Source organism: Streptomyces sp. NPDC052107 (assembly GCF_040680215.1).
Lineage (GTDB): Bacteria > Actinomycetota > Actinomycetes > Streptomycetales > Streptomycetaceae > Streptomyces.
Genome location: NZ_JBFAWG010000004.1, coordinates 203904 through 229255 on the forward strand (window position 1 = coordinate 203904; position 25352 = coordinate 229255).

General features: G+C 69.9%; 25 protein-coding genes and 2 pseudogenes. 21 read left to right on the forward strand and 6 right to left on the reverse strand.

The features are described from left to right. Window positions 1–9: 9 nt before the first annotated feature. Together ffh and ftsH are read left to right on the forward strand one after the other, a co-directional pair. Window positions 10–1557 carry a signal recognition particle protein gene (gene ffh / locus AB0M27_RS06400; RefSeq protein ID WP_365718517.1) on the forward strand — a complete coding sequence of 516 codons (1548 nt, stop codon included), beginning with the start codon at window positions 10–12 and terminating at the stop codon, window positions 1555–1557. A gap of 90 nt (window positions 1558–1647) precedes the next feature. Further along, complete coding sequence (ftsH, locus tag AB0M27_RS06405; protein WP_365718519.1) at window positions 1648–3588, forward strand: ATP-dependent zinc metalloprotease FtsH; 1941 nt, start codon at window positions 1648–1650, stop codon at window positions 3586–3588. Here ftsH and AB0M27_RS06410 read toward each other — a convergent pair. After that, a complete protein-coding gene (locus AB0M27_RS06410; RefSeq protein ID WP_365718521.1) occupies window positions 3585–4580 on the reverse strand; it encodes an SAM-dependent methyltransferase in 996 nt (331 codons plus the stop codon). The genes ftsH and AB0M27_RS06410 overlap by 4 nt on opposite strands. Before the next feature lie 577 nt (window positions 4581–5157). Between AB0M27_RS06410 and AB0M27_RS06415 the strand changes: the two genes are divergently transcribed. The 15 genes and pseudogenes from AB0M27_RS06415 to AB0M27_RS06485 all read left to right on the forward strand — a co-directional run. Next, window positions 5158–5754: a hypothetical protein gene (locus AB0M27_RS06415; protein ID WP_055704355.1), complete on the forward strand. Its 597-nt coding sequence runs from the start codon at window positions 5158–5160 to the stop codon at window positions 5752–5754. Between the two features lie 312 nt (window positions 5755–6066). After that, a complete protein-coding gene (rpsP, locus tag AB0M27_RS06420) occupies window positions 6067–6486 on the forward strand; it encodes a 30S ribosomal protein S16 (RefSeq protein ID WP_208898581.1) in 420 nt (139 codons plus the stop codon). A gap of 5 nt (window positions 6487–6491) precedes the next feature. Beyond that, window positions 6492–6731 carry an RNA-binding protein gene (locus AB0M27_RS06425; RefSeq protein WP_005479813.1) on the forward strand — a complete coding sequence of 80 codons (240 nt, stop codon included), beginning with the start codon at window positions 6492–6494 and terminating at the stop codon, window positions 6729–6731. 104 nt (window positions 6732–6835) lie between these two features. Then, the gene (rimM, locus tag AB0M27_RS06430; RefSeq protein ID WP_365718524.1) at window positions 6836–7378 is read left to right on the forward strand and encodes a ribosome maturation factor RimM; all 543 of its coding nucleotides are present in this window, start codon (window positions 6836–6838) and stop codon (window positions 7376–7378) included. Further along, the gene (trmD, locus tag AB0M27_RS06435) at window positions 7378–8211 is read left to right on the forward strand and encodes a tRNA (guanosine(37)-N1)-methyltransferase TrmD (protein ID WP_365718526.1); all 834 of its coding nucleotides are present in this window, start codon (window positions 7378–7380) and stop codon (window positions 8209–8211) included. The genes rimM and trmD overlap by 1 nt, the downstream gene beginning before the upstream one ends. Before the next feature lie 135 nt (window positions 8212–8346). After that, window positions 8347–8697, forward strand: a complete 351-nt coding sequence (rplS, locus tag AB0M27_RS06440) for a 50S ribosomal protein L19 (protein ID WP_365718528.1) — start codon at window positions 8347–8349, stop codon at window positions 8695–8697. A gap of 45 nt (window positions 8698–8742) precedes the next feature. Then, window positions 8743–9438 (forward strand): signal peptidase I, encoded by a 696-nt coding sequence (gene lepB, locus AB0M27_RS06445; protein ID WP_365718530.1) that lies wholly within the window; start codon window positions 8743–8745, stop codon window positions 9436–9438. After that, a complete protein-coding gene (gene lepB, locus AB0M27_RS06450) occupies window positions 9431–10522 on the forward strand; it encodes a signal peptidase I (RefSeq protein ID WP_365718532.1) in 1092 nt (363 codons plus the stop codon). Before lepB (AB0M27_RS06445) ends, lepB (AB0M27_RS06450) begins: the two co-directional genes overlap by 8 nt. Continuing rightward, window positions 10410–11420, forward strand: coding sequence for a signal peptidase I (gene lepB, locus AB0M27_RS06455; protein WP_365718534.1), 1011 nt, complete (start codon window positions 10410–10412; stop codon window positions 11418–11420). Before lepB (AB0M27_RS06450) ends, lepB (AB0M27_RS06455) begins: the two co-directional genes overlap by 113 nt. Before the next feature lie 36 nt (window positions 11421–11456). Beyond that, window positions 11457–11708, forward strand: coding sequence for a hypothetical protein (locus AB0M27_RS06460; protein ID WP_365718536.1), 252 nt, complete (start codon window positions 11457–11459; stop codon window positions 11706–11708). Window positions 11709–11801: 93 nt separating this feature from the next. Next, window positions 11802–12587, forward strand: coding sequence for a signal peptidase I (lepB, locus tag AB0M27_RS06465; RefSeq protein WP_365718538.1), 786 nt, complete (start codon window positions 11802–11804; stop codon window positions 12585–12587). After that, the gene (locus tag AB0M27_RS06470) at window positions 12577–13101 is read left to right on the forward strand and encodes an NUDIX hydrolase (RefSeq protein WP_365718540.1); all 525 of its coding nucleotides are present in this window, start codon (window positions 12577–12579) and stop codon (window positions 13099–13101) included. Before lepB (AB0M27_RS06465) ends, AB0M27_RS06470 begins: the two co-directional genes overlap by 11 nt. Before the next feature lie 57 nt (window positions 13102–13158). After that, window positions 13159–13467 carry a DUF2469 domain-containing protein gene (locus AB0M27_RS06475; RefSeq protein WP_003965949.1) on the forward strand — a complete coding sequence of 103 codons (309 nt, stop codon included), beginning with the start codon at window positions 13159–13161 and terminating at the stop codon, window positions 13465–13467. A gap of 58 nt (window positions 13468–13525) precedes the next feature. Then, a complete protein-coding gene (locus AB0M27_RS06480; protein ID WP_365718543.1) occupies window positions 13526–13918 on the forward strand; it encodes a YraN family protein in 393 nt (130 codons plus the stop codon). Then, a pseudogene (locus AB0M27_RS06485) lies at window positions 13919–14953 on the forward strand (ATP-binding protein); the annotation flags it as partial. 71 nt (window positions 14954–15024) lie between these two features. On the opposite strand, the gene AB0M27_RS06490 reads toward AB0M27_RS06485, so the two are convergent. The 5 genes from AB0M27_RS06490 to AB0M27_RS06510 all read right to left on the reverse strand — a co-directional run bounded on the left by AB0M27_RS06490 (window position 15025) and on the right by AB0M27_RS06510 (window position 21598). After that, complete coding sequence (locus tag AB0M27_RS06490) at window positions 15025–15582, reverse strand: GNAT family protein (protein WP_365718545.1); 558 nt, start codon at window positions 15580–15582, stop codon at window positions 15025–15027. A 185-nt stretch (window positions 15583–15767) separates the two neighbouring features. After that, a complete protein-coding gene (locus tag AB0M27_RS06495; RefSeq protein ID WP_365718547.1) occupies window positions 15768–16184 on the reverse strand; it encodes a hypothetical protein in 417 nt (138 codons plus the stop codon). Then, window positions 16181–18259 carry a hypothetical protein gene (locus AB0M27_RS06500; protein WP_365718549.1) on the reverse strand — a complete coding sequence of 693 codons (2079 nt, stop codon included), beginning with the start codon at window positions 18257–18259 and terminating at the stop codon, window positions 16181–16183. Before AB0M27_RS06500 ends, AB0M27_RS06495 begins: the two co-directional genes overlap by 4 nt. Continuing rightward, window positions 18256–20070, reverse strand: coding sequence for a hypothetical protein (locus tag AB0M27_RS06505; protein ID WP_365718551.1), 1815 nt, complete (start codon window positions 20068–20070; stop codon window positions 18256–18258). Before AB0M27_RS06505 ends, AB0M27_RS06500 begins: the two co-directional genes overlap by 4 nt. A gap of 82 nt (window positions 20071–20152) precedes the next feature. Beyond that, complete coding sequence (locus tag AB0M27_RS06510) at window positions 20153–21598, reverse strand: site-specific integrase (RefSeq protein ID WP_365718553.1); 1446 nt, start codon at window positions 21596–21598, stop codon at window positions 20153–20155. Window positions 21599–21734: 136 nt separating this feature from the next. Here AB0M27_RS06510 and AB0M27_RS06515 point away from each other — a divergent pair. The 4 genes and pseudogenes from AB0M27_RS06515 to AB0M27_RS06530 form a co-directional block, all read left to right on the forward strand. Then, window positions 21735–22331: pseudogene (locus AB0M27_RS06515) on the forward strand (ATP-binding protein); the annotation flags it as partial. Beyond that, a complete protein-coding gene (gene dprA / locus AB0M27_RS06520; RefSeq protein WP_365718554.1) occupies window positions 22328–23488 on the forward strand; it encodes a DNA-processing protein DprA in 1161 nt (386 codons plus the stop codon). The pseudogene AB0M27_RS06515 and the gene dprA, both read left to right, overlap by 4 nt. Window positions 23489–23799: 311 nt before the next feature. Continuing rightward, window positions 23800–24642 (forward strand): RNA polymerase sigma factor WhiG, encoded by an 843-nt coding sequence (gene whiG, locus AB0M27_RS06525; RefSeq protein ID WP_365718556.1) that lies wholly within the window; start codon window positions 23800–23802, stop codon window positions 24640–24642. A gap of 97 nt (window positions 24643–24739) precedes the next feature. After that, entirely contained in the window at window positions 24740–25297 is a 558-nt protein-coding gene (locus AB0M27_RS06530) for a helix-turn-helix domain-containing protein (RefSeq protein WP_365718738.1), read from the forward strand. The last annotated feature ends 55 nt before the right edge of the window (window positions 25298–25352 follow it).

A 25352-nucleotide genomic window follows, 5' to 3' on the forward strand; every position in this document is an offset into this window, starting at 1 on the left:
GACGCCACCGTGTTCGATACCCTCTCCGACCGCCTCAGCGCGACTTTCAAGAATCTCCGCGGGAAGGGGCGCCTCAGCGAGGCGGACATCGACGCCACGGCGCGCGAGATCCGTATCGCGCTCCTGGAAGCGGACGTCGCCCTCCCGGTCGTCCGGACCTTCATCAAGAACGTCAAGGAGAGGGCGCTCGGCGCCGAGGTCTCCAGGGCGCTGAACCCGGCCCAGCAGGTCCTGAAGATCGTCAACGACGAGCTCGTCACCATTCTCGGTGGCGAGACCCGGCGCCTCCGCTTCGCCAAGCAGCCGCCCACCGTGATCATGCTGGCGGGTCTGCAGGGTGCCGGTAAGACCACCCTCGCGGGCAAGCTCGCCAAGTGGCTCAAGGAGCAGGGCCACTCCCCGCTGCTGGTCGCCGCCGACCTCCAGCGCCCGAACGCCGTCAACCAGCTGAGCGTCGTCGCCGAGCGCGCCGGTGTCGCGGTGTACGCGCCGGAGCCGGGCAACGGCGTCGGCGACCCGGTGAAGGTCGCCAAGGACTCCATCGACTTCGCCAAGTCCAAGGTCCACGACATCGTGATCGTGGACACCGCCGGCCGCCTCGGTATCGACGCCGAGATGATGCAGCAGGCCGCGGACATCCGTGACGCCGTCTCCCCGGACGAGATCCTGTTCGTCGTCGACGCGATGATCGGTCAGGACGCCGTCAACACGGCCGAGGCCTTTCGTGACGGCGTCGGCTTCGACGGCGTGGTGCTCTCCAAGCTCGACGGTGACGCCCGCGGTGGTGCCGCCCTGTCGATCCGGCAGATCACCGGCAAGCCGATCATGTTCGCGTCGAACGGCGAGAAGCTGGACGACTTCGACGCCTTCCACCCGGACCGGATGGCCTCCCGCATCCTCGACCTGGGTGACCTGCTCACCCTGATCGAGCAGGCGGAGAAGACCTTCAGCCAGGAAGAGGCCGCCAAGATGGCCTCGAAGCTGGCGTCCAAGAAGGGCCAGGACTTCACCCTGGACGACTTCCTGGCCCAGATGGAGCAGGTCAGGAAGATGGGCAGCATCAGCAAGCTGCTCGGCATGCTCCCGGGCATGGGCCAGATCAAGGACCAGATCCAGAACATCGACGAGCGGGACGTCGACCGTACCGCCGCGATCATCAAGTCGATGACCCCGGGCGAGCGCCAGGACCCGACGATCATCAACGGCTCCCGCCGCGCCCGTATCGCCAGGGGTTCCGGTGTCGAGGTCAGCGCGGTGAAGAACCTGGTCGAGCGGTTCTTCGAGGCCCGCAAGATGATGTCCCGCATGGCCCAGGGCGGCGGTATGCCGGGCATGCCGGGGATCCCGGGCATGGGCGGCGGCCCCGGCCGGCAGAAGAAGCAGCAGAAGAAGGCCAAGGGCAAGCAGCGCTCCGGCAACCCGATGAAGCGCAAGCAGCAGGAGCTGGAGGAGGCCCAGCGCCGCGAGGCCGCCGCGCAGGGCGGCGCCTTCGGGCTCCCCCAGCAGGGTGGTCAGGACTTCGAGCTGCCGGACGAGTTCAAGAAGTTCATGGGCTGAGTCCCGCGCGTACGTCCCTGAGGGCGCCCCCTGGCCGAGGGGGCGCCCTCAGCGCATGCCGACGTCCGCCATATGCCTTAACGTCCAGATATGAGCGATGCGGCGCCACCACGCAAGACTCCTGATCAGCCGTGGCGCACCGAGGGCACCCCCGACGAATCGCCCCGGCGGCCCGGCGGCGGAAGGATCCGCGGCGGCAAGTGGTGGGGACTGCTCGTCACCGCGGTGATCGTCTTCCTGCTGGCCTATGTCGGACTGAACTATCTCGGCCAGGGCAACCAGCCGACGATCTCGTACACGGAGTTCAGCAGGCAGGTCACGGCCGGCAACGTCTCCAAGATCTACTCCAAGGGTGACGCGATCCAGGGCCAGCTCAAGAGTGCGCGGGCCAACCCCGAGGGCGGCGGCTCGTACACCCGGTTCAAGACACAGCGCCCGGCCTTCGCGGCCGACCGGTTGTGGCAGAACCTGAGCAGCCACGGGGTGACGGTGACCGCGCGGCCCGTCGTGCAGGAGCGCAGCCTGCTGTCCAACGTGCTGATCTCCCTGATCCCCATCGCGGTCCTGGCCGTGGTGTGGATCTTCTTCGCACGGCGGATCGGCGGGGCCCTGCCCGGCGCGGGTGGCCTGTTCGGCCGCCGGGCGCCGCCCAAACCGGTCGGGCTGCGGCCGGGCACCGAGCGCACGACCTTCGCGGACGTGGCCGGCATCGACGAGGTCAAGGGCGAACTGGACGACGTCGTCGACTTCCTGGAGCACCCCGACGTCTACCGCAGGATGGGTGCGAAGCTGCCCCGTGGTGTGCTGCTCTCGGGTCCGCCAGGCACCGGCAAGACCCTGCTCGCCCGCGCGGTCGCGGGCGAGGCCGGCGTGCCGTTCTTCTCCGCCTCGGCGTCCGAGTTCATCGAGATGATCGTCGGCGTCGGCGCCTCCCGTGTCCGCGAACTGTTCGCCGAGGCCCGGAAAGTGGCGCCATCGATCATCTTCATCGACGAGATCGACACCATCGGCCGGGCGCGCGCCGGCGGTTCCTCGATGAGCGGACACGACGAGCGCGAGCAGACGCTGAACCAGATCCTCACGGAGATGGACGGCTTCTCCGGCGCGGAGGGCGTGATCGTCATCGCGGCGACCAACCGCGCGGACATCCTGGACCCGGCCCTGACCCGTCCCGGCCGCTTCGACCGGGTGGTCAGCGTGGCGCCGCCGGACCGCTCCGGGCGCGAGTCGATCCTGCGCATCCACACCCGGGACATCCCGCTCGCGCCCGACGTCGACCTGACCCAGCTGGCCCGGGTCACCCCGGGCATGACGGGCGCGGATCTGGCCAATCTCGCCAACGAGGCCGCTCTGCTCGCGGTGAAGCGCAAGCAGGAGCAGGTGACCGCCTCGCACATGTCGGAGGCGCTGGAGAAGGTCCAGCTGGGGGCCGAGCGCACCCTGGTGATGCCCGAGGAGGACCGCCGGCGCACCGCGTACCACGAGAGCGGACACGCCCTCCTGGGCATGCTGCAGCCCGGCGCCGATCCGGTCCGCAAGATCACCATCGTGCCGCGCGGCCGGGCACTCGGGGTGACCATGTCCACGCCCGAGGTGGAGCGGTACGCCCACTCGGAGGACTACCTGCGCGGTCGCATCATCGGCGCCCTGGGCGGGATGGCGGCGGAGGACGTCGTCTACGGAGTGGTCACCACGGGTGCGGAGAACGACCTCGAACAGGTCACCAACATCGCGCGCGGGATGGTGGCCCGCTGGGGCATGAGCGAGCGGGTCGGCCGCCTGTCCGCCCTCCCGAGCGACGCCCAGCAGGCCTACGGCCTCTCCGCCGCCCCGCAGACGCTCGACGTGATCGACGTCGAGATGCGGCGGATCGTGGACGAGTGCTACGAGGAGGCGTGCCGCAAACTCCGTGATCACCGAGGCCAGTTGGACGCCCTGGCGCAGGCGCTGCTGGAGAACGAGACGCTGGAGGAGGTGGAGGCGTACCGGATCGCCGGGATCACGCGCCTGACCAAGGAAGGTGACTCCTAAGGCACGCGGGCGACGAGGTAACGGAAGACGTTCGGCATCCACACGGGCCCGTCCGGGCGCCGGTACGGGTGCAGGGCCTCCGTCAGCTCCTTGTCGACCTGCTTGGCGTCCGTCGCCGCGATCGCCGCGTCGAACAGGCCGGTCGACAGCAGCCCCCGTACGGCGCTGTCGATGTCGGCGTACCCGAACGGACAGGCCACCCGCCCCGAGCCGTCCGGCTTCAGCCCCGCCCGCTGGGCGACCTCCTCCAGGTCGTCCCGCCGGGCGGGCCGCCAGCTGCGCGCGCTGCGCAGGGGATCGGCCAGTTTCGTCGCCACCCGCAGCACCGAGGAGGTGGCGCAGCGCTCCGGCGGACCCCAGCCGGCCAGCACCACGGCGGCCCCGCGCGTGGCCAGCGGCAGCGCGTCGGCAAGCAGCTCGCCGAGCCCCTCGGAGTCGCCTGCGAGACACCCGATCGGCTCGAAGACAGTCACCAGGGTGTAGGCGGCGGCCTCCGCGCCGGAGGCGTCGCCGGGCGAGCCGGCGACGAGTTCCACGGCGGCACGCGCGCGTGTACGGCCGCTTCGGCTGCGCCCGCTGTCGCCGTGCGGGTTGGGAGCGCCGGACGGGTCGGGAGCGCCGTCCGGGTCGGGAGCACCGGATGGGCCGCCCTCTTCGGCGCGCGCAGCGCGCCCGCCGCGGACACCACGCCCGTCGCGGCCTCCGCCGTGTGTACCGGTCCCGCCGAAGATCCCTCCGTTCGCGCCGCGCCGGGCGTCCGGCAGCAGGCGTTCCCGGGCGAGGGCGAGCCGTTCGGGGGAGGCGGCGTCGACACCGGTCACCTCGGCACCTTTGCCGGCCGCCAGCAGCAGCGCGAGCCCGGCGCCGCAGCGCAGGCCCAGCAGTCGGGTGGCGGGGCCCACTTCGAGTCGCTCGTAGACGGCTTCGTAGAGCGGCACCAGCATCCGCTCCTGGATCTCGGACCAGTCACGCGCGCGTGCGCACAGGTCCACGCGGGGTGCGGAACCCGCGTGAGGCACGTGCTGCCGCACGAGCGTAGGTGTCATAGGTAAGCGCCCCAATCCGCCGACAGTTCGCCGCTGTGCCCGGTTGCGTGGTCCCCGTACCGTGCGCGCGCACTTCCCACCTATGTCAGGTAACTCCCGGCTCGCTGCCCCGTCCAGGGGTCGTGGGGCCCGGCTTGGGGTCCCGGCGCGGGTGTGGCGAGATTTCACATCCCGGCAATCTGGATGGCCGTACGGTGACCGCTCCGGGCAAACGGGCCGGTGCCGGGGGGCCGGACAGCGCGGGGTAACGTCACGCGCGTCCCGGACGCTGACCGGAGTGAGGCTTCACGGCCAGAGCGGCCGAAACGTCTCTTGCGCAACCGCCGACCACACTCGCACCGGGGTCTACATGCCGGGTCGTACGGCGGCCTACGCACCACCTTGGTACGAGCTGCGCGGCTTCTCCGCAGATCAGCGCACCCGCCCTCGTCCGGACGCATCAGCGGCAACTGACGGGTACGTGCAAATTATTTGGGATGCCCCGGAATAGGAACACATTCGAGCTCCCGCTCGTTGTCATTACGTGAGCACGACACAGACACCACCTGTTCTCGCCGCAGAGCTGGCGCAGGCGTGGGCCGACATTCAGCGGTACCACCCCGAGCTGCCGGACCTCGCCGCGCCAGAATCCCTGATCGGAGAGTCGTCGTCCGCGTGCGGACACGAGCTCTCCTTCGAGCGACTGCTCCATGAGGCAGTCCACGGCATCGCCGCCGCCCGTGGGATCCGCGACACCTCCCGCGCCGGCCGGTACCACAACCGCCGTTTCCTCGCGATCGCCGAGGAGCTGGGCCTCGACCACCCGGAGGAGCCGCACCCGAGCAGCGGTTTCTCGCTGGTCACACTCAACCCCGAGGCCAAGCGGCGCTACCGCCCGACCATCGAGCGGCTGCAGCGCGCACTGAAGGCCCACACGGCGGCGACCTCCTCGGACACCACCCGCAGCTTCCGCGGCCCGGCCGCCCGGCACGGCTCCTCCGGCGGCGGCGTCCGGGTCAAGGCGGTCTGCGACTGCGGCCGCAACGTCCGCGTGGTCCCCTCGGTCCTCGCCCAGGCCCCCATCGTCTGCGGCGGCTGCGGCAAGCCCTTCAGAATCCCGGAGGTCGCGGGAGCGGCGTGACACGGGCCGCGGGAACCGGCATCTCGTGGGTGCCGGTGGCGGGCCTTCGGCCGGCAATTTCACAGCACCGGGCAGCGCACCCGACGTGACCTCACCTCCACGCCGGGTGCCTCCCAGGCATGCCCGAGGCCGACCGTCTCACGCTCGGCCAAAAGCGACCCGCAGGGTATGGCACAATGGCTAGCTGTACTCGACAGCCGCACAGGACCCCTCTCTCCTCCGGCTGACGCGTCCATCGGGCACTCGGGTACCGCAACCCCACGCGGCAGCTCGCCGTGCCCAACCACGTCAAATCCAGGAGAACCCACTCCCGTGGCAGTCAAGATCAAGCTGAAGCGTCTGGGCAAGATCCGTTCGCCTCACTACCGCATCGTCGTCGCCGACTCCCGTACCCGCCGTGACGGCCGGGCCATCGAGGAGATCGGCAAGTACCACCCGACCTACAACCCGTCGGTCATCGAGGTGGACGCCGAGCGCGTGGCGTACTGGCTGGGTGTCGGCGCGCAGCCGACCGAGCCCGTTCTCGCCATCCTGAAGAAGACCGGCGACTGGCAGAAGTTCAAGGGCGAGCCGGCCCCCGCGCCGCTGCTCACCGCCGAGCCGAAGCCGGCCCGTCCGTCGTTCGAGGCGCTCGGCGGCGACGACGAGGGCAAGGGTGAGGCGATCACCCAGAAGAAGAAGGCTGAGAAGAAGGACGAGGCGGCTGCCGAGTCCGAGTCGACCGAGGCCTGAGCAGCATGCTCGAAGAGGCGCTTGAGCACCTCGTGAAGGGCATCGTCGACAACCCTGACGATGTGCAGGTCGCCTCGCGCGACCTGCGCCGCGGACGCGTGCTCGAGGTCCGGGTCCACCCGGACGACCTCGGCAAGGTGATCGGCCGCAACGGCCGCACCGCGCGTGCCCTGCGCACCGTCGTGGGCGCCATCGGCGGCCGCGGTGTCCGCGTCGACCTCGTCGACGTGGACCACGTCCGCTGACGCTTCATCGCAACCGGCTCGGGCCGGGGAAGGCCACTGGCCGTCCCCGGCCCGCAGTCGTATGAGCAGGACGCCGACCAGGAGATGACAGGAGAATTGGACACGTGCAGCTGGTAGTCGCACGGATCGGCCGTGCCCATGGCATCAAGGGCGAGGTCACCGTCGAGGTGCGTACCGACGAGCCGGAAGTCAGGCTCGCCCCCGGCGCCGTACTCGGCACGGACCCCGCCTCCGCGGGACCGCTGACCATCGAGACGGGGCGCGTCCACAGCGGCCGCCTCCTGCTGCGCTTCGAGGGCGTCACCGACCGCAACGCGGCCGAGGCCCTGCGCAACACCCTCCTGATCGCCGAGGTCGACCCGGAGGAGCTGCCCGAGGGCGAGGACGAGTACTACGACCACCAGCTCATCGACCTCGACGTGGTCACCGAGGACGGGGCGGAGGTCGGCCGGATCACCGAGATCTCGCACCTGCCCTCCCAGGACCTGTTCATCGTGGAGCGCCCGGACGGGACCGAGGTGATGATCCCGTTCGTCGAGGAGATCGTCACCGAGATCGACCTGGAGGAGCAGAAGGCGGTCATCGCCCCGCCGCCGGGTCTGATCGACGACCGCGCGGTGATCGACTCGAACCGGGACGAGCCCTGATGCGCCTCGACGTCGTCACGATCTTCCCCGAGTACCTGGAGCCGCTGAACGTCTCCCTGGTCGGCAAGGCACGCGCGCGTGGACAGCTCAACGTGCACGTGCACGACCTGCGGTCCTGGACGTACGACCGGCACAACACCGTCGACGACACCCCGTACGGCGGCGGCCCCGGCATGGTCATGAAGACCGAGCCCTGGGGCGACGCCCTGGACACGATCCTCGCCGACGGCTACGAGACCGGCGCCACGGCCCCCGCGCTGATCGTGCCCACCCCCAGCGGCCGCCCCTTCACCCAGGAGCTGGCCGTGGAGCTCTCCGAGCGCCCCTGGCTGATCTTCACGCCCGCCCGCTACGAGGGCATCGACCGGCGCGTCATGGACGAATACGCCACGCGCGTGCCCGTCCACGAGGTCTCCATCGGCGACTACGTGCTGGCCGGCGGCGAGGCTGCTGTACTGGTCATCACGGAGGCCGTCGCCCGGCTGCTGCCCGGCGTCCTCGGCAACGCCGAGTCCCACCGCGACGACTCCTTCGCGCCCGGTGCGATGGCGAGCCTCCTGGAAGGCCCCGTCTACACCAAGCCGCCCGTCTGGCGCGGCCGGGACATCCCGGACGTGCTGCTCAGCGGCCATCACGGCAAGATCGCCCGCTGGCGCCGCGACGAGGCGCTCAGGCGGACGACCGCCAACCGGCCCGACCTGATCGAGCGCTGCGACCCCAAGGCCTTCGACAAGAAGGACCGCGAGATGCTCTCCGTCCTGGGCTGGGAGCCCGACCCGACGGGCGAGTCGTACGGCCGATTTTGGCGGCGGGCCGACGGCGTGGAAGAATAGGCCGCTGTTGTGCGCCCGTCCGGTGTGCGCCCCTGCCACAGGGGGACACGACGCCCGCCCCGACCCGCACACGGCTTCGTGCAAACACCTAGTTTCCGTTGATGACCTGTGGCATCAGCGAAGAAAGCAGACGAAATGTCTCACCTGCTCGACTCCGTCGACGTCGCGTCGCTGCGCAGCGACATCCCGGCCTTCCGCCCGGGTGACACCGTCAACGTCCACGTCCGCGTCATCGAGGGCAACCGCTCCCGTGTGCAGCAGTTCAAGGGCGTTGTGATCCGCCGTCAGGGCTCCGGTGTCCGCGAGACCTTCACGGTCCGCAAGGTCTCGTTCTCCGTCGGCGTCGAGCGCACCTTCCCGGTGCACACCCCGATCGTCGAGAAGATCGAGCTGGTCACCCGCGGTGACGTGCGTCGCGCCAAGCTGTACTACCTCCGTGACCTGCGCGGCAAGGCCGCGAAGATCAAGGAGAAGCGCGAGAGCTGAGCACTCGCCGGAGCCCATAGCGGGGCGGGATAGCATCTCGCCCCGATGGACACCGAAGCACAGCCGACGGAACGCGACCGCTCCTCCCACCGGGATTCCCCGGGCCCGGAGGGACGGTCGCGTTTCGCGTTGGCTGCGCGGATCGTCGACTGGCTGCCGGGCGGCCGGATCACCCTCACACTCTTCCTCTGCCTGGCGTTTTTGCTCGTCCTCAACGCTTTCGTGGTGCAACCGTTCCAGATTCCGAGCGGATCCATGGAACAGGGCTTGAGGATCGGGGACCGCGTTCTCGTAAATAAGTTGGCGTACCGTTTTGGTGCCGCGCCGCGCCGCGGCGAGGTGATCGTGTTCGACGGCACGGGGTATTTCGGGGATGCCGACTACATCAAGCGCGTTGTCGGTGTGGGGGGAGACCATGTGGTCTGCTGCGACAAGCAGGGGAGGATCGAGGTGAACGGCCGCGCCGTCGACGAGTCGGCGTTCCTCTATCCCGGGGACAGCGCCTCCAGCGTGCCCTTCGACGTCGTCGTACCCGCCGGCCGCCTGTTCGTCCTCGGCGACCACCGCAGCGACTCCAGTGACTCCCGCGACCATCTCGGTTCGCCCGGCGGCGGCATGATCCCGGTCGGCGAGGTCATCGGCCGCGCCGACTGGATCCTGTGGCCGTCCGACCACGCGACGCACCTGACGCGGCCCTCCGCCTACGCGCGCGTGCCCGCCCCGGAGGGCGCGCATGGGTAACCGCGGCAAACCGCGCGGAGTGCCCAGCAACCCCGCCGACAATCTGCTGCCCACCGGATCGCGCCGCACCTCCGCGCCCGGCGGCGGCCGCACGCGCGCGGAGCGGCGGAAACTCCAGCGCAAGGTCAAGCGCAAGCGCCGGCGTTCAGCCGTTCGGGAGATCCCTCTTCTGGTCGGTGTCGCCGTCCTCATAGCACTCGTCCTGAAGACCTTCCTCGTCCAGGCGTTCGTGATCCCGTCCGGCTCGATGGAGCAGACGATCCGCATCGGCGACCGCGTCCTGGTCGACAAGCTCACCCCGTGGTTCGGCTCCAAGCCGCAGCGCGGGGACGTCGTCGTCTTCCACGACCCGGGCGGCTGGCTGGCCGACGAACAGACGGCCAAGAAGCACGACCCGGTCGTCGTCAAGCAGCTCAAGGAAGGCCTCACCTTCATCGGCCTGCTGCCCTCCGACAACGAGAAGGACCTGATCAAGCGGGTCGTCGGGGTCGGCGGCGACCACGTCAAGTGCTGTGACCAGCAGGGCCGGGTAACCGTCAACGGCGTACCGCTCACCGAAGGGGATTACATCTATCCGGGTGACGCGCCGTCCGCCCAGCCCTTCGACATCACCGTCCCCAAGGGCCGGCTGTGGGTCATGGGCGACCACCGGGGCAACTCCGCGGACTCCCGTTTCCACCAGAACACGCCGTACGGCGGAACGGTGTCCGAGAAATCCGTGGTCGGCCGTGCCGTCGCCATCGGCTGGCCGATCGGCCACTGGACACGCCTCGAGGAACCTAAAACCTTCGCAAGCGTCGCCGACTCAGCGGCGGGTGCGACCGCCGGTACCCCGCTGTCGCATAGGGTTGCCTCCGAGAATCCGAATGGAACGACCCAGCTCCCGACCCCTGCGGAACTCCCGCTCGTTATGGGAGTGGTGGGCCTGCGTCGTATGTGGGGCAGGCGGCGGCACGGAGTAAGGAGTTGGTGTGGGGGATGTGGCGGTTGGCGCACGGTCGGGGCACGACGGCGAGGAGCACCGCGGGCGCCCCGTGGAAGCGAACGCCCCCGTGCCGGACGGCGCCATGATCTCCGGGAATGACGCGGCGCGCGACGAGGGCACGCCGGACGACGGGCAGCGGCCGAGGACCGAGGGCTCGGGTGCGGGCGAGGCCGCGGACCGGCCGAGGAAGCCGCGCTCCTTCTGGAAGGAGCTGCCGATCCTCGTCGTCATCGCGCTGGTCCTGGCGCTGCTGATCAAGACGTTCCTGGTGCAGGCGTTCTCGATCCCGTCCGCCTCGATGCAGGACACCCTCCAGGTGGGTGACCGTGTCCTGGTCGACAAGCTCACCCCGTGGTTCGGCTCCCAGCCCGAGCGCGGCGAGGTCGTCGTCTTCCACGACCCGGACGACTGGCTGGCGGGCGAACCGGCGGCGAGCCCGAACGCCGTGCAGAAGGTCCTCAGCTGGATCGGCCTGATGCCGTCCGCCAACGAGAAGGACCTCATCAAGCGCGTGATCGGCGTCGGCGGCGACACGGTCGAGTGCAAGGGCACCGGCCCGCTGCTGGTCAACGGCAGGGCGCTGAACGAGCCGTACGTCTACCCCGGCAACACGCCGTGCACCGATGACGAGCTGGGCGGCCAGTTCAAGGTGACGGTCCCCAAGGGCTACATCTGGGTGATGGGCGACCACCGCCAGAACTCCCGCGACTCGCGCTACAACCAGTCCGACAAGAACCACGGCATGGTCCCCGTCAACGACGTCGTGGGCCGTGCGATCGTCAAGGCCTGGCCGATCAACCGCTGGGGCACCCTGCCGATCCCGGACACCTTCGACCAGCCGGGCATCAACCAGCAGCCCGCGGAGTCCGCCGCCCTGACGGTGGCCCCGCAGGGCGTGGCCGTCGCCGCGGTGCTGCCGGTGGCGGTGTGGCGACGCCGTCGCGCGGACCGGCTGGAGTCCAAGACCGAGCGGAAGACGGCCGCGGGCAGCCGGTGACCGGAAGAGGTCCCGGCGCTCCCCGACGGATGGACGGTGGACCGCCTGCGCGCCCACTCCGGCGACGCGCGTGCGGTCCCGCTCTCCCCGGACCGGCACGTCTACGTCGAGGACGGCAGCGGCGGCGATCCCGAGCCGCTGCGCCCCTCGTACGTGCTGGCCTTCGGCGAACTCTGCCTCGTCGACCACGACGGTGAGTGGTACATGGGGTCCCTCCACGACGACGGCTCGGTGGGCTGTTGGGCCGCGTACGGGGCCGATCTGGCCGAGGCGATCCGGAATCTGTGAGTCCGACGCCTGCCAGGTCGTTGCCCCCGGTCCGGCAGCGGTCGTGAAACAGGGGCTGCCCCTGCCCGGTACTGCCGGGTAGGGTGCGGGTCCATGGGTGGCGAGAGCACGACGCGTACGGCCCCGCACAGTGGCGGGACAGGCACGGCACAGCCCGGCGGCAGCCGGCTCGGAGAGCGGCTGTCCTCGGTGGCCGTGGCACTGGGTCTGGTGCTGTTCCTCGGCGGATTCGCCTGGGCGGCGGTGAGCTACCGGCCGTACACCGTACCCACCACCTCCATGACGCCCACGATCGACGCCGGTGACCGGGTGCTGGCGCAGAAGGTCGACGGCAGTGAGCTGAAGCGCGGTGACGTCGTCGTCTTCGAGGACAAGAGCTGGGTCACGGGCGCCAAGGTGGTCAAGCGCGTGGTCGCGGTCGGCGGCGACACCGTCTCCTGCTGCACGAACGGCAAGCTGACCGTCAACGGCAAGCAGATCGACGAGCCCTATCTGCCCAAGGGCAGCCTGGCCGAGATCAAGAACTTCCCGACGGTGACCGTTCCCCAGGGCCGTCTGTTCCTCCTCGGTGACGAGCGCCAGGGTTCCCTGGACTCCACGGCCCACCTCACCGACGCGGCCAAGGGCACGGTCTCCCGCGACGCCGTGACCGCCCGCGTGGACGCGGTCATCTGGCCCTGGAAGGGCCCGCTGAAGCGCCCCACCGGCTTCGAAACCCTCGGCGCGCTCTCCCAGCCCGGTCCCCTGTCCACGATCGAGCTGCTGATCGTCGCCGGCGCCGTCCTGGTGCTGGCCGGCGGCGCCTACGGCCCGATCGCCAAGCGCATGGGCCGCAGGCGTGCCGGCGGCGCCCGCCCGGAGGCGGCCGGTGTCCGCTGAGACCACGCGGACCGGCGACGACTCGTACGAGGGCGGGCTGCGCAAGGTGGCCCGGGTGGTCCTCCTCGACCCGGAGGACCGCATCCTGCTCCTGCACGGCCATGAGCCGGACGATCCGGCCGACGACTGGTGGTTCACCCCCGGCGGCGGTCTGGAGGGCGCCGAGACGCGCGAGGAGGCCGCGCTCAGGGAACTCGCCGAGGAGACCGGCATCACCGACGTCGAGCTCGGCCCGGTGCTGTGGCGCCGTGTGTGCTCCTTCCCGTTCGCGGGCCGCCGCTGGGACCAGGACGAGTGGTACTACCTGGCCCGTACGACGCAGACGGCCACCGCGGCGCAGGGGCTGACGGAGCTGGAGCGGCGCAGTGTCGCCGGGGCGCGTTGGTGGACGTGTCAGGAACTGACCCGGGCACATGAGACGGTGTATCCGACCAGACTCGCCGAGCTGCTGCGCAGGCTGCTCGACGAAGGTCCCCCGGCCAGTCCCGTGACCCTCGATGCGGAAATCGTCTGAGGGGCCGTCGGACTGGCGCACAATGGGGGGATCGCACGGCTGAAGGGGAACATTGCCATGAGCGCCGAGGACCTCGAGAAGTACGAGACCGAGATGGAGCTGAAGCTCTACCGGGAGTACCGAGATGTCGTCGGTCTGTTCAAATACGTGATCGAGACCGAGCGGCGTTTCTACCTCACCAACGACTACGAGATGCAGGTGCACTCGGTACAGGGCGAGGTGTTCTTCGAGGTGTCGATGGCCGATGCCTGGGTGTGGGACATGTACCGGCCGGCGCGCTTCGTGAAGCAGGTACGGGTGCTCACGTTCAAGGACGTGAACATCGAGGAGTTGAACAAGAGCGACCTGGAGCTGCCGGGCGGGTGACGGGGTTTTCCACAACCGCCGAGTTGTCCACCAAGATCAACATCTTGGGGCAGGATGCGTGACGGTTGGCGCCGGAGGTGGTGCCGACATGAACGCACGAGAAGCACTCGGCAAGTACGGCGAGGACCTGGCCGCCCGGCGGCTCGCCGAGGCCGGAATGACGATCCTGGAGCGCAATTGGCGCTGCGGCCGTTCCGGCGAGATCGACATCATCGCGCGTGAGGGTGACGCGCTCGTCGTCTGCGAGGTGAAGACCCGCAGGGGCGGCGACTACGAACACCCCATGGCCGCGGTGACCCCCGAGAAGGCGGCCCGGCTGCGCGAGCTGGCCGAGCACTGGATCCAGGCCCACGGAGGCGCACCACCGGGCGGCGTCCGCATCGACCTGATCGGCGTCCTGCTGCCCCACCGCGGCGCCCCGTCCGTCGAGCACGCACGGGGGGTGGCCTGAATGGGATTCGCCCGCACCTGCTCGGTGGCCCTGGTCGGCGTCGAGGGAGTGGTCGTCGAGGTCCAGGCCGACCTGGAACCAGGCGTCGCCGCCTTCACTCTGGTCGGCCTCCCGGACAAGAGTCTGACGGAGAGCAGGGACCGGGTCAGGGCGGCGGTGGTGAACTCGGGCGGCGAGTGGCCGCAGAAGAAGCTCACCGTCGGACTCAGCCCGGCCTCGGTGCCCAAAGCCGGCTCCGGCTTCGACCTGGCCGTCGCCTGTGCGGTGCTCGGCGCCGCCGAGCGGATCGATCCGCGTGTCCTCGCGGACATCGTCATGATCGGGGAGCTGGGCCTGGACGGCCGGGTCCGACCGGTCCGCGGCATTCTGCCGGCCGTGCTCGCCGCGGCCGACGCCGGCTACGAGCAGGTGGTCGTACCCGAGTGCGCGGCCGCCGAGGCCTCGCTGGTCCCCGGTGTCTCCGTGCTCGGCGTCCGCAGTCTGCGCCAGCTCATCGCGGTGCTCACCGAGGAGCCCGTCCCCGAGGAGGAACCTGACGAGCAGGGCCGTCCCGACCCCCTCCTGGCCGGTCTGCGCGTGCCGGGCACGGGCGCGGCCACCGGCATGCACAGTGTCGGCGCCGCGCAGCACGAACACGATCACGATCTGGCGGACGTCGTGGGCCAGACCTCGGCCCGTACGGCCTTGGAAGTGGCCGCCGCCGGTGGGCACCACCTGTTCCTCGAGGGTCCGCCCGGCGCGGGCAAGACCATGCTCGCCGAGCGGCTGCCCGCCGTCCTGCCCCGGCTCACCAGGGAGGAGTCGCTGGAGGTCACGGCGGTGCACTCGGTGGCCGGGCTGCTGCCGCCGGGCAAGCCGCTCATCGACGTGGCTCCCTACTGCGCCCCGCACCACTCGGCCACGATGCAGTCCCTCGTCGGCGGAGGCCCCGGCATCGCACGGCCCGGGGCGGTCTCCCTCGCCCATCGCGGCGTGCTGTTCCTGGACGAGGCACCCGAGTTCCACAGCCAGCCCCTGGACGCCCTGCGCCAGCCCCGGTTCTCCAGACTTAGGTGTGTCTCATGAGACAGCCGTGGCCCCCGAAGTGGGTCATCTGAGTGAGGCACTCAAAGTTCGCTCATCGTGTGCAACTGGGCGAACTCGTCTGCGAGCATGCCCATCATGACGAGATCATGGTGCCGACCAGCGAAGAACACGTGATCGCGGAGCCGACCCTCCTCGACGAAACCGAGCCGACGATGAAGTGCCAGCGATGCCTCGTTGTGTGCGAAGAGCCGTGCTACGCACTTGTGATAGCGCCGCTCGGCGAACATGTAGCGCAGTAGCGTCACCACGGCTTCTGCCGCGTAGCCCTTGCGCCGATGTTCAGCGCCCATCGTGACGCCGTACTCGAACCAGCCCGCATGTGGATCAGCTTGGTGCGAGCCGACAGCACCGACTATTTCCCCCGTGTCGATTGCTTCGATTGCCAACCCGAAGCGGTCGCCATCGGTTTTGGCAGAAGACTGCTCCTTCGCCCAGGTGCGGAAGCCCTCTGCGGAACGAGGTGGGTGCAGCAGGTCTCCTAACCGCTCCTCGTCCACGGCGAAGCGCATGAACGCGGTCCAGTCGTCGGGCTCGATACCTCGCAGGCGTATCCGTTGGCCAGTCCAGAAAGATGCCATCCCCTATTCGATCACGCCGCAGTGTGCGATGGATAGGCCTTTTGCCACCTCGGAACGGCCCGTGAACTGGCACTTCGAGGGAATCGGCCGTGGCGGTTCGCAGGGCTGCCGCTTCGGCGAGGAGCGTGGTGGTCACGGCGGCGGCGTCCAGATGGTCGGTCGCTGTGTCTCATGAGACATGTTGATCACTCCTGGGTGGCTTGCGCTCGGCCGAGGGGGAGCGGAACGACGGCGGCTGAGCGGCTGTCTGCGTGCTCGCGAAGTGCGGCGTTCTCTGAGAGGAGGGTCATGATGACGGTTGCGGCGGCGTCGACCTGGTCCTGGAGTTGGCGGTATTGATCGCGGCTCTTGCGGAGTTTGCTGCGAAGCTCGGTGAGTTCGGCGTCGCGCTCTTGCTCCCGGAGGTCGGCGGGGCTGGTCCCGACGCGGCTGTCCCACTCCGCTAGGACGTCGGCAGCCCGGTTCATCGTTGCGCGGCTGACCTGGGCCTCGCGGCAGAGGTTGTTTTTGGTCAGCTTGCCGTCGGTGCGCTCGGGGGCGCCGGCGAGGAGTCGTTCCATCGCGTCGCGAAGGGCCCGTTCAGTCTTGGGTGAAACGGTCACTGCTCGGCCTTCTTGATCATGAGGTTGACCTCGTGGAGCTGTGCGTCGATGTGAGTCCGGCGGTTCCTGGGCAGGGACGTGTCGGCCCGCAGACGGTTCAGGGACGATCGCTCGGCCTTCCAGATCGGCAGGTGTTCAGGGCCGAGGATGCTGTTTGCGCATCGGGAGGGCTGGCAGCGGTCCAGCAGAGGGCCTCGATGTCCTTCGGGGACGATGGCGTCCTCGATGCACTTGGCGCCGGAGGGATCGTCGTCGTTCATGGTGCAGTGATTGAGCATGCCGAAGCGGATCGAGAAGCGGGTGCGGCGGAGCAGGCTGTGCTCGACGCGGATGTCGCCGCGCTGGGCTTGGCCGGTGGCTCGGAGTTCCTCCGCCTTCTGGCGGACCGCGGCGAAGGCCTCGCGCATCCGGTCGGCGCCGGGGCCGAAGCCGATGGTCTCGCCGCGGCTGTCCGCGGCGAAGAGTTCCTTGAGCCGGTCGAAGCGGCGTTCAGCGATGGCGTCGTCGAGGTGTTTGGCCCAGGCCGGGTCCTTGACCATGTAACCGGCGGTGGTCCGGTTGGCCAGGGCCCGGGTGGCGACGTGCTTGAGCTGCATGCCGACAGCGATCTCGGAGCCCGGGAAGTCGCGGGTGAGCATGGCCATGGTCCTGCGGAACATATGTGGAGCGACGTGCTGCGGCGGGATCTCGTCAAGCCCGGTGACATGGCGGAATTCGTTGACGCGTCGGATAAAGTCCAGGAGCGCGTCGCCGCTGTCGAAGAGCGTCTCGGGCCCGTAGCCGGGAACGGAGCCGAAGGCGAGTTCAGGGTGCGGGGACAGCTGCTCGACCGTCTCGATGGCGCGGGCGACCTGGCCGACGATCCACCAGTGCTTGGTGGGCAGGTCCGGATCGAGTTTCTGCTTGGTCGACTTCACCGCCGTGGTGCCGAAATATTCGACAACGGACCCCTTGAAGATCTCCCGGATCTCGGAGTCGCGCATCATCGACAAGGCGACGACCAGGCAGTAGCAGGCATTGCGCAAGGCCAGGGCCTCGAAGTGCAGCTGCTGCGGCTGGAGCGATTCGTGCCAGGGACCACGTGTCCCGTCGGTCCGCTCGACCACGGCCAGCCGGGGCAGCAGGCCGACCTGGACCCGGCCGGTCTCGGCGAGTTCCTCGACTGTGCGGCGGCGGGCCCGGCCGGACTTGGTGTCGGTGGGGAAGAAGTTGAACCTGCGGGGATGACGCCCGAGGAGCGCATTCAGCAGTGACCAGTTGACCACCCATCGCCCGTTCTGGGCGGAGTGGACGGGAACGCGGCTGGCGGGATCGTCCAGCCAGGCCGCGAAACGGCGGTGAATCTCATCGATGGGACCGTCGTAGAAGCCGGCCTGGATGGCCTGCCAGCGGTTAAGGGCCTTGAGAATGTCGGGGCCGAAGGTGTCGACGTAGGTCCAGGCGGCCCGGACCAGAGGGAACCAGGTCTCCGGCTTGACCACGGGTGTCTTCAGCGGGGCGTCGCGCGAGATGTTGAGGATGTCGCGCGTGCTCATCCCCGGCCAGGGGTCCGTCTCGCGGCCACCGCAGGCCAGAACGGTGCGGAACCGGTGCAGAGCCCGGATGACCGTGATGGGCTCCATCTGGGTCGTCGTGCCGGGAGTGTGATGCTGATCAACGTATCGGTGGAAGTCCTCGTCGCTCCAGAGGGTGATGTTGTCGGGGAGTTGCTGGTCGACGCCGAACGCGGCCAGCGTGCGTAGATGCAGCATCCTGAGCCTGACCGTATTGACGTCGTAAGGTGTGGCCCGTAGGTGGATGCCGCGGGCCAGCAGGGCGGGATGCTGCGGGTTGAACCAGATCATGGACAGCTCGCGGCCCAGAAGGTGCCAATCCGGGGCGAGCCCGCGCAGCCAGACCCGCCGGCTGGCCCGGTCCTGGTTCGCGGGCCGGCGGACGACATCGTTGAAGTCCCAGCAGTCGGTGATGTCCCCGAACCGGGGCGACGTGGCGCCGGGCAGCAGGGGCTGCGACTGGATCACCGGTTCGTCGTCCCGGAACACGGAGCGGGCTGCGGGCAGTGGGAGGCGGGTCATGCGTCGAACTCCACGTGTGCGGCGAGAGGAAGCTGCAAGGACAGGCCTTCATCGGCGATCTGCCGCCGGGCCTCGGCGATCTCGGCATCCGTGCGGGCCTTGATCGCCTCGTTGACGTTGACCCGGCTCTGTCCCCAGAGCGCGTGGAAGTGCTGCGGGGACAAGCGGAGCTGGAGCCGGGCCAGGTGGTCGGCGAACAGCAGTAGCTGCGGCAGGTTCGAGGGCAGCACGAACGCGTTTCGGCATTCCAGGCAGCGGGCCGGGGCGACCGGGCAGAGCTGCCCGGGGCGGCCGAACGGTGAGGTGAAGGGGTCCTTGCAGCTGGAGACACCCATGTCGAGCTGGCCCGAGCGAAGGTCCTCGATCTCTTCGCGGGTCAGGCCGAGTACGTCGCCCGATCCCGGCTCGGAAAGAGACTGTTCGGCGTCCTCGCTGAGCACGATGGGGCCTTCGAGGGCCTTGTTGAGCCAGCGGCGCTGGGCGGCAGTGATCACGTTCCCGGAGATCACCCGCAAGGTGGTGCCGTGTGCGTAGTGGCCGCGGAAGACCTCCTCGCTGTGGTCGTCGGCGATGTCGCTGACACGGCCCTTGAACGCGATGGCCTTCTCGACCTTCCCGGACTTGCGCAGGCGACGGATGTCAGCCGGTCCATCGACGCGAACGTCGTGGGCCTGGAGCCAGCTGGCGAGGTTCCCGCCGTCCTGGGCGCCGTCGAACGGCGCGATCCGTAACGAGTGGACGTGCAAGGAGGCCTTCAGGAATAGCGGGACCGGGTCGGCCCCGGCCCGCTCGGCCAACGGCCGGCTCAGCTCAAGGAGTGTTCGGACCAGTTCGGCGGCGTCCAGCCGCGGCGTGCTGGGGTGCAGTGCCGCTGCAGGCTCGCCGCCGGTGCTGAAGGCCTGCCGCATCTGTGCGTGAGCCCGCCCCTTGGTGAAATCGATCAACACGCTGCGAGGGCCGAACTCGACTGAGTCCTCGGTCAGGGTGACGACTTCCTCCGCGGACCGGCCCGTTGCCGCCATCAGCAAGATCCGATAACTCTGCAGGTCGAGGTTGTGCAGGTAGAGCTGCCGGACCAGAAACCGCACCAGCATCCGTTGCCCGGAACGGGCATCGACTCGCGAGGGCACAAGATCACGCAGAGACGCGGGCATGTCCCGCCAGCGGGGCAGATGCCGGATGATCTCCTCGCAGGCCCCCTCCTGGTGAGCGATGGCCCAGAGCAGGTTCGCCGGCTCGTGCCAGCCGCCCTTGGCGGGGTCCGTGCCGCTTCGGGCAAGTTCCCACCCCCGTCTGATCCTCGTCCTGATCGTCAGATGGTCGGCCCAGGCCGCCCGGACCAGGGCCTTCTTGTCGGCCCGGGTGAACTCGTCCAGCTCGGTGTAGTGCCCGCGGCGCAGGCCCAAGGCGCCGTTCACCCACCCGGGAAGGTGCCCGGCGACGGGCCGGTCGGGATGCTCGATCCGCCTCGCGATCAGTGTCCGGAGCCGCCCCGCGTGCCAGGCCGGCATGCGCGAGCCGGGCGGGAAGGTTGCCGGCAGGAGCCGGATCCACTCGGTCACTGCGAAGTGGAGATCGGGGTCGGTCTGGCCCAGGGAGGCCGAACGCGCGTGCGGGACGGAGGCGTCGACGTGGTCGCAGAACAAGACGATGGCCGAGCGGTAGCCTCGGACAGTCGCAGCGGACCACATCTCGGCGGCAGCCAACTCGACCCATTCATCGGCGAGTTGGTTGACCAGCGTCTTGCAGGTGTAGTCGGCCGGGTCGAGTATGAAGCCGGCCTTGTCGCCGTTCGCCTCGCAAGCGGTCACGGACCGCAGCCCGATCCGGGGCGGCTCAGGTTCCGCGGACCGAGGCGCGAGAACCGGGAAGTTTCGGGTGTACTCACCTCTTTTAGGCATGAGCGTGCTCTTCCAGGTTCAACATGTGCCGGGCGATGGTGATGTAGGAGGCGCCGCCGGCCGCGGTCCACTGGCGGAAGGCGTCATCGACCTCCCGCATCGGGTCCTTCAGGTAGCGGACGTAGCGGTAGGTGGTCGAGGGCCGCAGATGGCCGAGCCTGTGCTGGACGGTCAGCAGGGGGTTGCCGGTCATGTGATCCAGCAGCGTCGCCATGGGCAGTTCCTGGGTCTCGGCGTCACCGAGGGCTTCCCTGGTGAGGAAGATCAAGAGCCGCAGAGCGAAGGTGTGCCGCAGGTCGTGGTAGCACCAGCAGAGGCGGGGCATCAGTGGGGTGTCCTGGTGCGTCGCCCAGGTAGTCATTCGGTCCCAGGCCCGCCAGCGGACCCGGTCCCAGCCCGAGGCGCTGAGCATCTTCCCGCCCCTGCCGACAAAGAGCGCGAGGGGCTCCAGGCCGTCGCCCGTCTCCAGCACGGTGATCCGTCGCAGGTCCGTGTCCATGTCCTTGACCACCCGGGTGACCGTGCGGCCCTCCAGGACGCCGCGGAGCCTTCGGCCCTCCGCCTCGATCCCCGTCACCACGAACAGATCCCGGTGCTGGCGCCGCAGCGTGCGCTGTGCCGCCGCGACGATCTCCGGACGCTCGATCGTGAGATAGGGGTCCAGCAGTTCCATCGCGTCGACCGGGACATAGACCGAGCGGCGTTGCTTCCTTTTCGCGCAGGCCGCCAGATCGACGTCCGCGGTGCGGGGCCTGATGCCGGGCATCAGGCCGAGCTCGGGCAGCAGCAGCGTCGACCACTCCTGGATTCTCATCCCGGTCAGCAGAGCCAGTTCGCAGGCCGCCCGGTTGCGGTGCGGACGCCAGCCGCGGAACGACGCGTCCAGGCCGGCATCCGGCGTCAAGCCGCCGAAGCCGACGTCCCGGAGGTAGATGTACTGATCGATCTCCATGTGCCGGACACGGACGTCAGTGCTCTTGCCACTGGCCAGCGACGTGCCCCGTGAAGTCGACCGCCAAGGGCGGGCCGTGACATAGCCGATGTCGATCAGGAAGTCGTAGAGCTGCCCGATCGCGGCCGCGTCCTTGTCCCAGGTCGGCTCCTCGACCGTCTCCTCGGCGTGCTCAAGCCGCCACTGCTCGAACTGGATGATGTCGGACTCGGTTGCCGAACGAAGGTCCCGGCCGCGTGCCTGAAGGAAGCCCAGCAGCATCAAGACCGCATAGGCGTACGTCCGCATCGTCTTCGCGGCCATCCGACGCCAAGCCAGCCTTCGGAACCACGACGACAGCGGCTCGACCGGCCGCATCACATCGTCCAACAGCACCGGCGTACCGGCAGGCAGCCGATGCCGTTCGAGCGACTCCTCCAGCAGGGCGCGATCAACCCCGGCCACGTCCCCAACCCGCCACACCGCCCGGTGGTTGGCGAAGTACAACTGCACAGATCCTCCGAGCCTCGGCGTACGCGGTTGTGCGCGTTCGCGTGTACGTCAAGAGCCAACGGAAGCGCCCTACCAGGGGTACGGGGCCTGCTCAGGAGTCACCCAGATGAGACACAACAGAGTGTCTGGAGAACCGCTGGAGTCGGGCCACGTCGTGATCGCACGCAGCGCGGGCGTCGTCCGCTTCCCGGCGCGCTTCCTCATGGTGCTGGCGGCCAACCCCTGCCCCTGTGGACGCTTCTCGCAACGCGACTCCCTGTGCGAGTGCCCGCCGTCGGCGATCCGCCGCTACCAGTCCCGGCTCTCCGGTCCGCTGCTGGACCGGGTGGACCTGCGCGTCGAGGTCGATCCGGTCACCCGGGCCCAGCTCGTCGAACCCGGCGCCCGGGGCGAGTCCACGGCGACCGTGGGCGAGCGGGTACGGCTGGCCCGCGAGCGGACGGCGGCCCGGCTCGCCGGAATGCCCTGGCGCACCAACAGCGAGGTCCCCGGCCGCGAACTGCGCAGCCGCTACCACCCCGTCGCCGGCGCGATGGACGAGGCCGAGCGCAACCTGGAGCGGGGTCTGCTCACGGCCCGAGGCATCGACCGGGTTCTGCGCGTCGCCTGGACGGTCGCCGACCTCGTCGGACACGACCGCCCGGACGCCACCGACGTCGCCCTGGCCCTGCAACTGCGCACCGGAGTGCCGCGCGGGGTGCCGATGGCCATCGGGGCGCTGACATGACCACCGGCGAGGAGGCCCGAGACGAGCTGCTCGGACGGGTCCTTCTCTGCCGGGTGATCGAGCCGGGGGACGAGGCTGGTGGGCGGTGGGTTCGGGAGTTCGGGGTGGGGGAGGTGGTGCGGCGGTTGCGGGAGGGGGCGCTGGCCTTGCCGGGGGTGAGTGAGGCGCGGTGGTCCGGGCTGGTCGCGCGGGCCCGGCGGGCCGAGCCGGAGCTAGATCTCGCGGTGGCCGCCAAGGCCGGGGCGCGGTTCGTGGGGCCCGGGGACGCCGAGTGGCCCGGGCAGCTCGATGATCTCGGGGATGCCCGGCCGCTGGGGTTGTGGGTGCGCGGGCGGGCCAGTCTGCGGATGTGGGCGCTTCGGTCCGTCGCCGTGGTGGGTGCGAGGGCGTGCACCGAGTACGGCACCCACGTCGCGGCCACCCTCGCCGGCGGCCTCGCCGAGCGGGGCTGGGTGGTGGTGTCGGGTGGCGCGTACGGCATCGACGGCGCCGCCCACCGAGGCGCGCTCGCCGCCCGCGGAGCCACCGTCGCCGTCCTGGCCTGCGGCGTCGACCGGCCGTACCCGCGCGGCCACGCCGCCCTGATCAGCCGGATCGCGGAACAGGGACTGGTCGTGGGCGAGCTGCCCCCGGGCGACCATCCGACGCCCAGCCGGTTCATCCTCCGCAACCGTGTCATCGCCGCGCTGACCAGGGGCACCGTCGTCGTGGAGGCCGCCTGCCGCAGCGGCTCGCTGGCCACCGCGCGGGCGGCGGGACGCCTCGGACGGTTCACCATGGGCGTACCCGGCCCCGTCACCAGCGCTCTCTCCGCCGGCGTGCACGAACTGCTGCGTGGAGAGGCCGCTCTCGTCACCGACGCCGCGGAAGTCGTCGAACTCGTGGGTGACATGGGTGAGCTGGCCCCACCCCGCAAGGGGCCCGTGCTCCCGCGTGACCTGCTGGAACCCGCCGCCCGGGCCGTCCTCGCCGCCCTGCCCGGAGACCGCGCGGCCACCGTCGAGGAGATCGCGCTCGGCACGCCGACCACCCGGGACGAGGCGATCGCGAGACTGTACGAACTACGAGCACTTGGTTACGTCGAACGACATGGCGATGGCTGGAAGTTGACACGCCAGGCGGTGATGTCCGTCCGCGCCGGTCGCGGTCCGTGCTGACCGAGCGTGTTCGGCCGTCCGGGGGAACCACCGACGCCCTTGAGGTTTCCCGGAGTTGACGCTCCGGCCGGTCACACAGAGCGAGCCGCGGGACCCGCGCGCGACGCCGGCGGGAGCGCCCCGCGCACGGGTGGAGCCTCACTGTTCGCACACCGCGACACCTCAGTCACGCTACGCTCACGAGGGCGCCGACACAGATCGCGCCAACTCGACACCAGACCGACAGCTCACCCAGGCAGCCCACATCGCCCCACGAACCCCAGCCCCTCCCACTTCGCAGCACCTCACGGCAGAACGGCACAAGGCGACGAATGCCCCAGCACACCTCCGGGTCCGACCGGGCGGCTATCCCCCCAGCCGCCCGCGACGGTGGCAGCGTGCGGCCGCCCGCTCCCTCGACGCTCGACGAGCTGTGGCGGTCGTACAAGGCGACGGGGGACGACCGGCTGCGGGAGCAGCTGATCCTGCACTACTCGCCGCTCGTGAAATACGTCGCGGGCCGGGTGAGCGTCGGCCTGCCGCCCAACGTCGAGCAGGCCGACTTCGTCTCCTCCGGTGTCTTCGGGCTGATCGACGCGATCGAGAAGTTCGACATCGACCGGGAGATCAAGTTCGAGACGTACGCGATCACCCGGATCCGCGGCGCGATGATCGACGAACTGCGGGCGCTGGACTGGATCCCGCGATCGGTACGGCAGAAGGCGCGGAACGTGGAGCGGGCCTACGCCACCCTGGAGGCGCGGCTGCGGCGCACCCCGACGGAGGGCGAGGTCGCCACCGAGCTGGGCATGGAGGTCGACGAACTCCACGCCGTGTTCAGCCAGTTGTCGCTGGCCAACGTGGTCGCGCTGGAGGAACTGCTGCACGTCGGCAGTGAGGGCGGGGACCGGCTCAGCCTCATGGACACGCTGGAGGACACCGCCGCGGACAACCCCGTGGAAGTGGCCGAGGACCGGGAGCTGCGCCGCTTCCTGGCTCGGGCGATCAACACGCTGCCCGAACGGGAGAAGACCGTGGTCACGCTGTACTACTACGAGGGGCTCACGCTCGCCGAGATCGGCAACGTCCTCGGGGTCACCGAGAGCCGGGTCAGCCAGATCCACACCAAGTCGGTGCTGCAGCTGCGGGCCAAGCTGGCGAGCTTCGGGCGCTGAGGCCGGCGGCGCGGTCGGTGCCGTCGCGGCGAGCGGCTCCCGTTCGGCTGGGGGCGTCCGTAAAGTGGTTGACGTGCCAAGGATTCGAGCGGCCTCCGTGGCCGAGCACCGGTCGATGCAGCGAGCCGCCCTGCTGGACGCGGCTCGGTCGTTGCTGTCCGAGGGCGGGACGGAAGCGCTGACGTTTCCCGCGCTGGCCGAGCGGACCGGGCTGGCGCGCTCGTCCGTGTACGAGTACTTCCGGTCGCGGGCCGCCGTGGTCGAGGAGCTGTGCGAGGTCGACTTCCCGCTGTGGGCGGCGGAGGTGGCGGCCGCGATGGAGCGGGCCGAGTCCGCCGAGGGCAAGGTCGAGGCGTATGTGCGGCAGCAACTGGCGCTGGTCGGGGACCGGCGGCATCGGGCGGTCGTCGCCATCTCCGCGAGTGAGCTGGACGCCGGGGCGCGGGAGAAGATCCGGGCGGCGCACGGCGGGCTCGTCGCGATGATCGCCGAGGCGCTCGGGGAGATGGCGCATGAGCAGCCTCGGCTGGCGGCGATGTTGCTGCAGGGGGTCGTGGACGCGGCGGTGCGGCGGATCGAGCTGGGGGCCGCGGAGGATCCTGCGGTGGTGACGGACGCCGCGGTGGCCATGGTGTTGCGGGGTGTGAAGGGCTGACGCCGGCTGTCGCTGGGCGGCGGGGGGGGGGCTTGCCGGCGCCGGCAGGGTGCCT

What these genes read in the sequence shown, in the direction of transcription:
- ftsH (WP_365718519.1), top strand. Translation starts at nt 1,648, where the DNA reads ATGAGCGATGCGGCGCCACCACGCAAGACTCCTGATCAGCCGTGGCGC.
- AB0M27_RS06425 (WP_005479813.1), top strand. Translation starts at nt 6,492, where the DNA reads ATGCTCGAAGAGGCGCTTGAGCACCTCGTGAAGGGCATCGTCGACAAC.
- trmD (WP_365718526.1), top strand. Translation starts at nt 7,378, where the DNA reads ATGCGCCTCGACGTCGTCACGATCTTCCCCGAGTACCTGGAGCCGCTG.
- rplS (WP_365718528.1), top strand. Translation starts at nt 8,347, where the DNA reads ATGTCTCACCTGCTCGACTCCGTCGACGTCGCGTCGCTGCGCAGCGAC.
- lepB (WP_365718530.1), top strand. Translation starts at nt 8,743, where the DNA reads ATGGACACCGAAGCACAGCCGACGGAACGCGACCGCTCCTCCCACCGG.
- lepB (WP_365718532.1), top strand. Translation starts at nt 9,431, where the DNA reads ATGGGTAACCGCGGCAAACCGCGCGGAGTGCCCAGCAACCCCGCCGAC.
- lepB (WP_365718538.1), top strand. Translation starts at nt 11,802, where the DNA reads ATGGGTGGCGAGAGCACGACGCGTACGGCCCCGCACAGTGGCGGGACA.
- AB0M27_RS06475 (WP_003965949.1), top strand. Translation starts at nt 13,159, where the DNA reads ATGAGCGCCGAGGACCTCGAGAAGTACGAGACCGAGATGGAGCTGAAG.
- AB0M27_RS06490 (WP_365718545.1), bottom strand. Translation starts at nt 15,582, where the DNA reads ATGGCATCTTTCTGGACTGGCCAACGGATACGCCTGCGAGGTATCGAG.
- AB0M27_RS06500 (WP_365718549.1), bottom strand. Translation starts at nt 18,259, where the DNA reads ATGACCCGCCTCCCACTGCCCGCAGCCCGCTCCGTGTTCCGGGACGAC.
- dprA (WP_365718554.1), top strand. Translation starts at nt 22,328, where the DNA reads ATGACCACCGGCGAGGAGGCCCGAGACGAGCTGCTCGGACGGGTCCTT.
- whiG (WP_365718556.1), top strand. Translation starts at nt 23,800, where the DNA reads ATGCCCCAGCACACCTCCGGGTCCGACCGGGCGGCTATCCCCCCAGCC.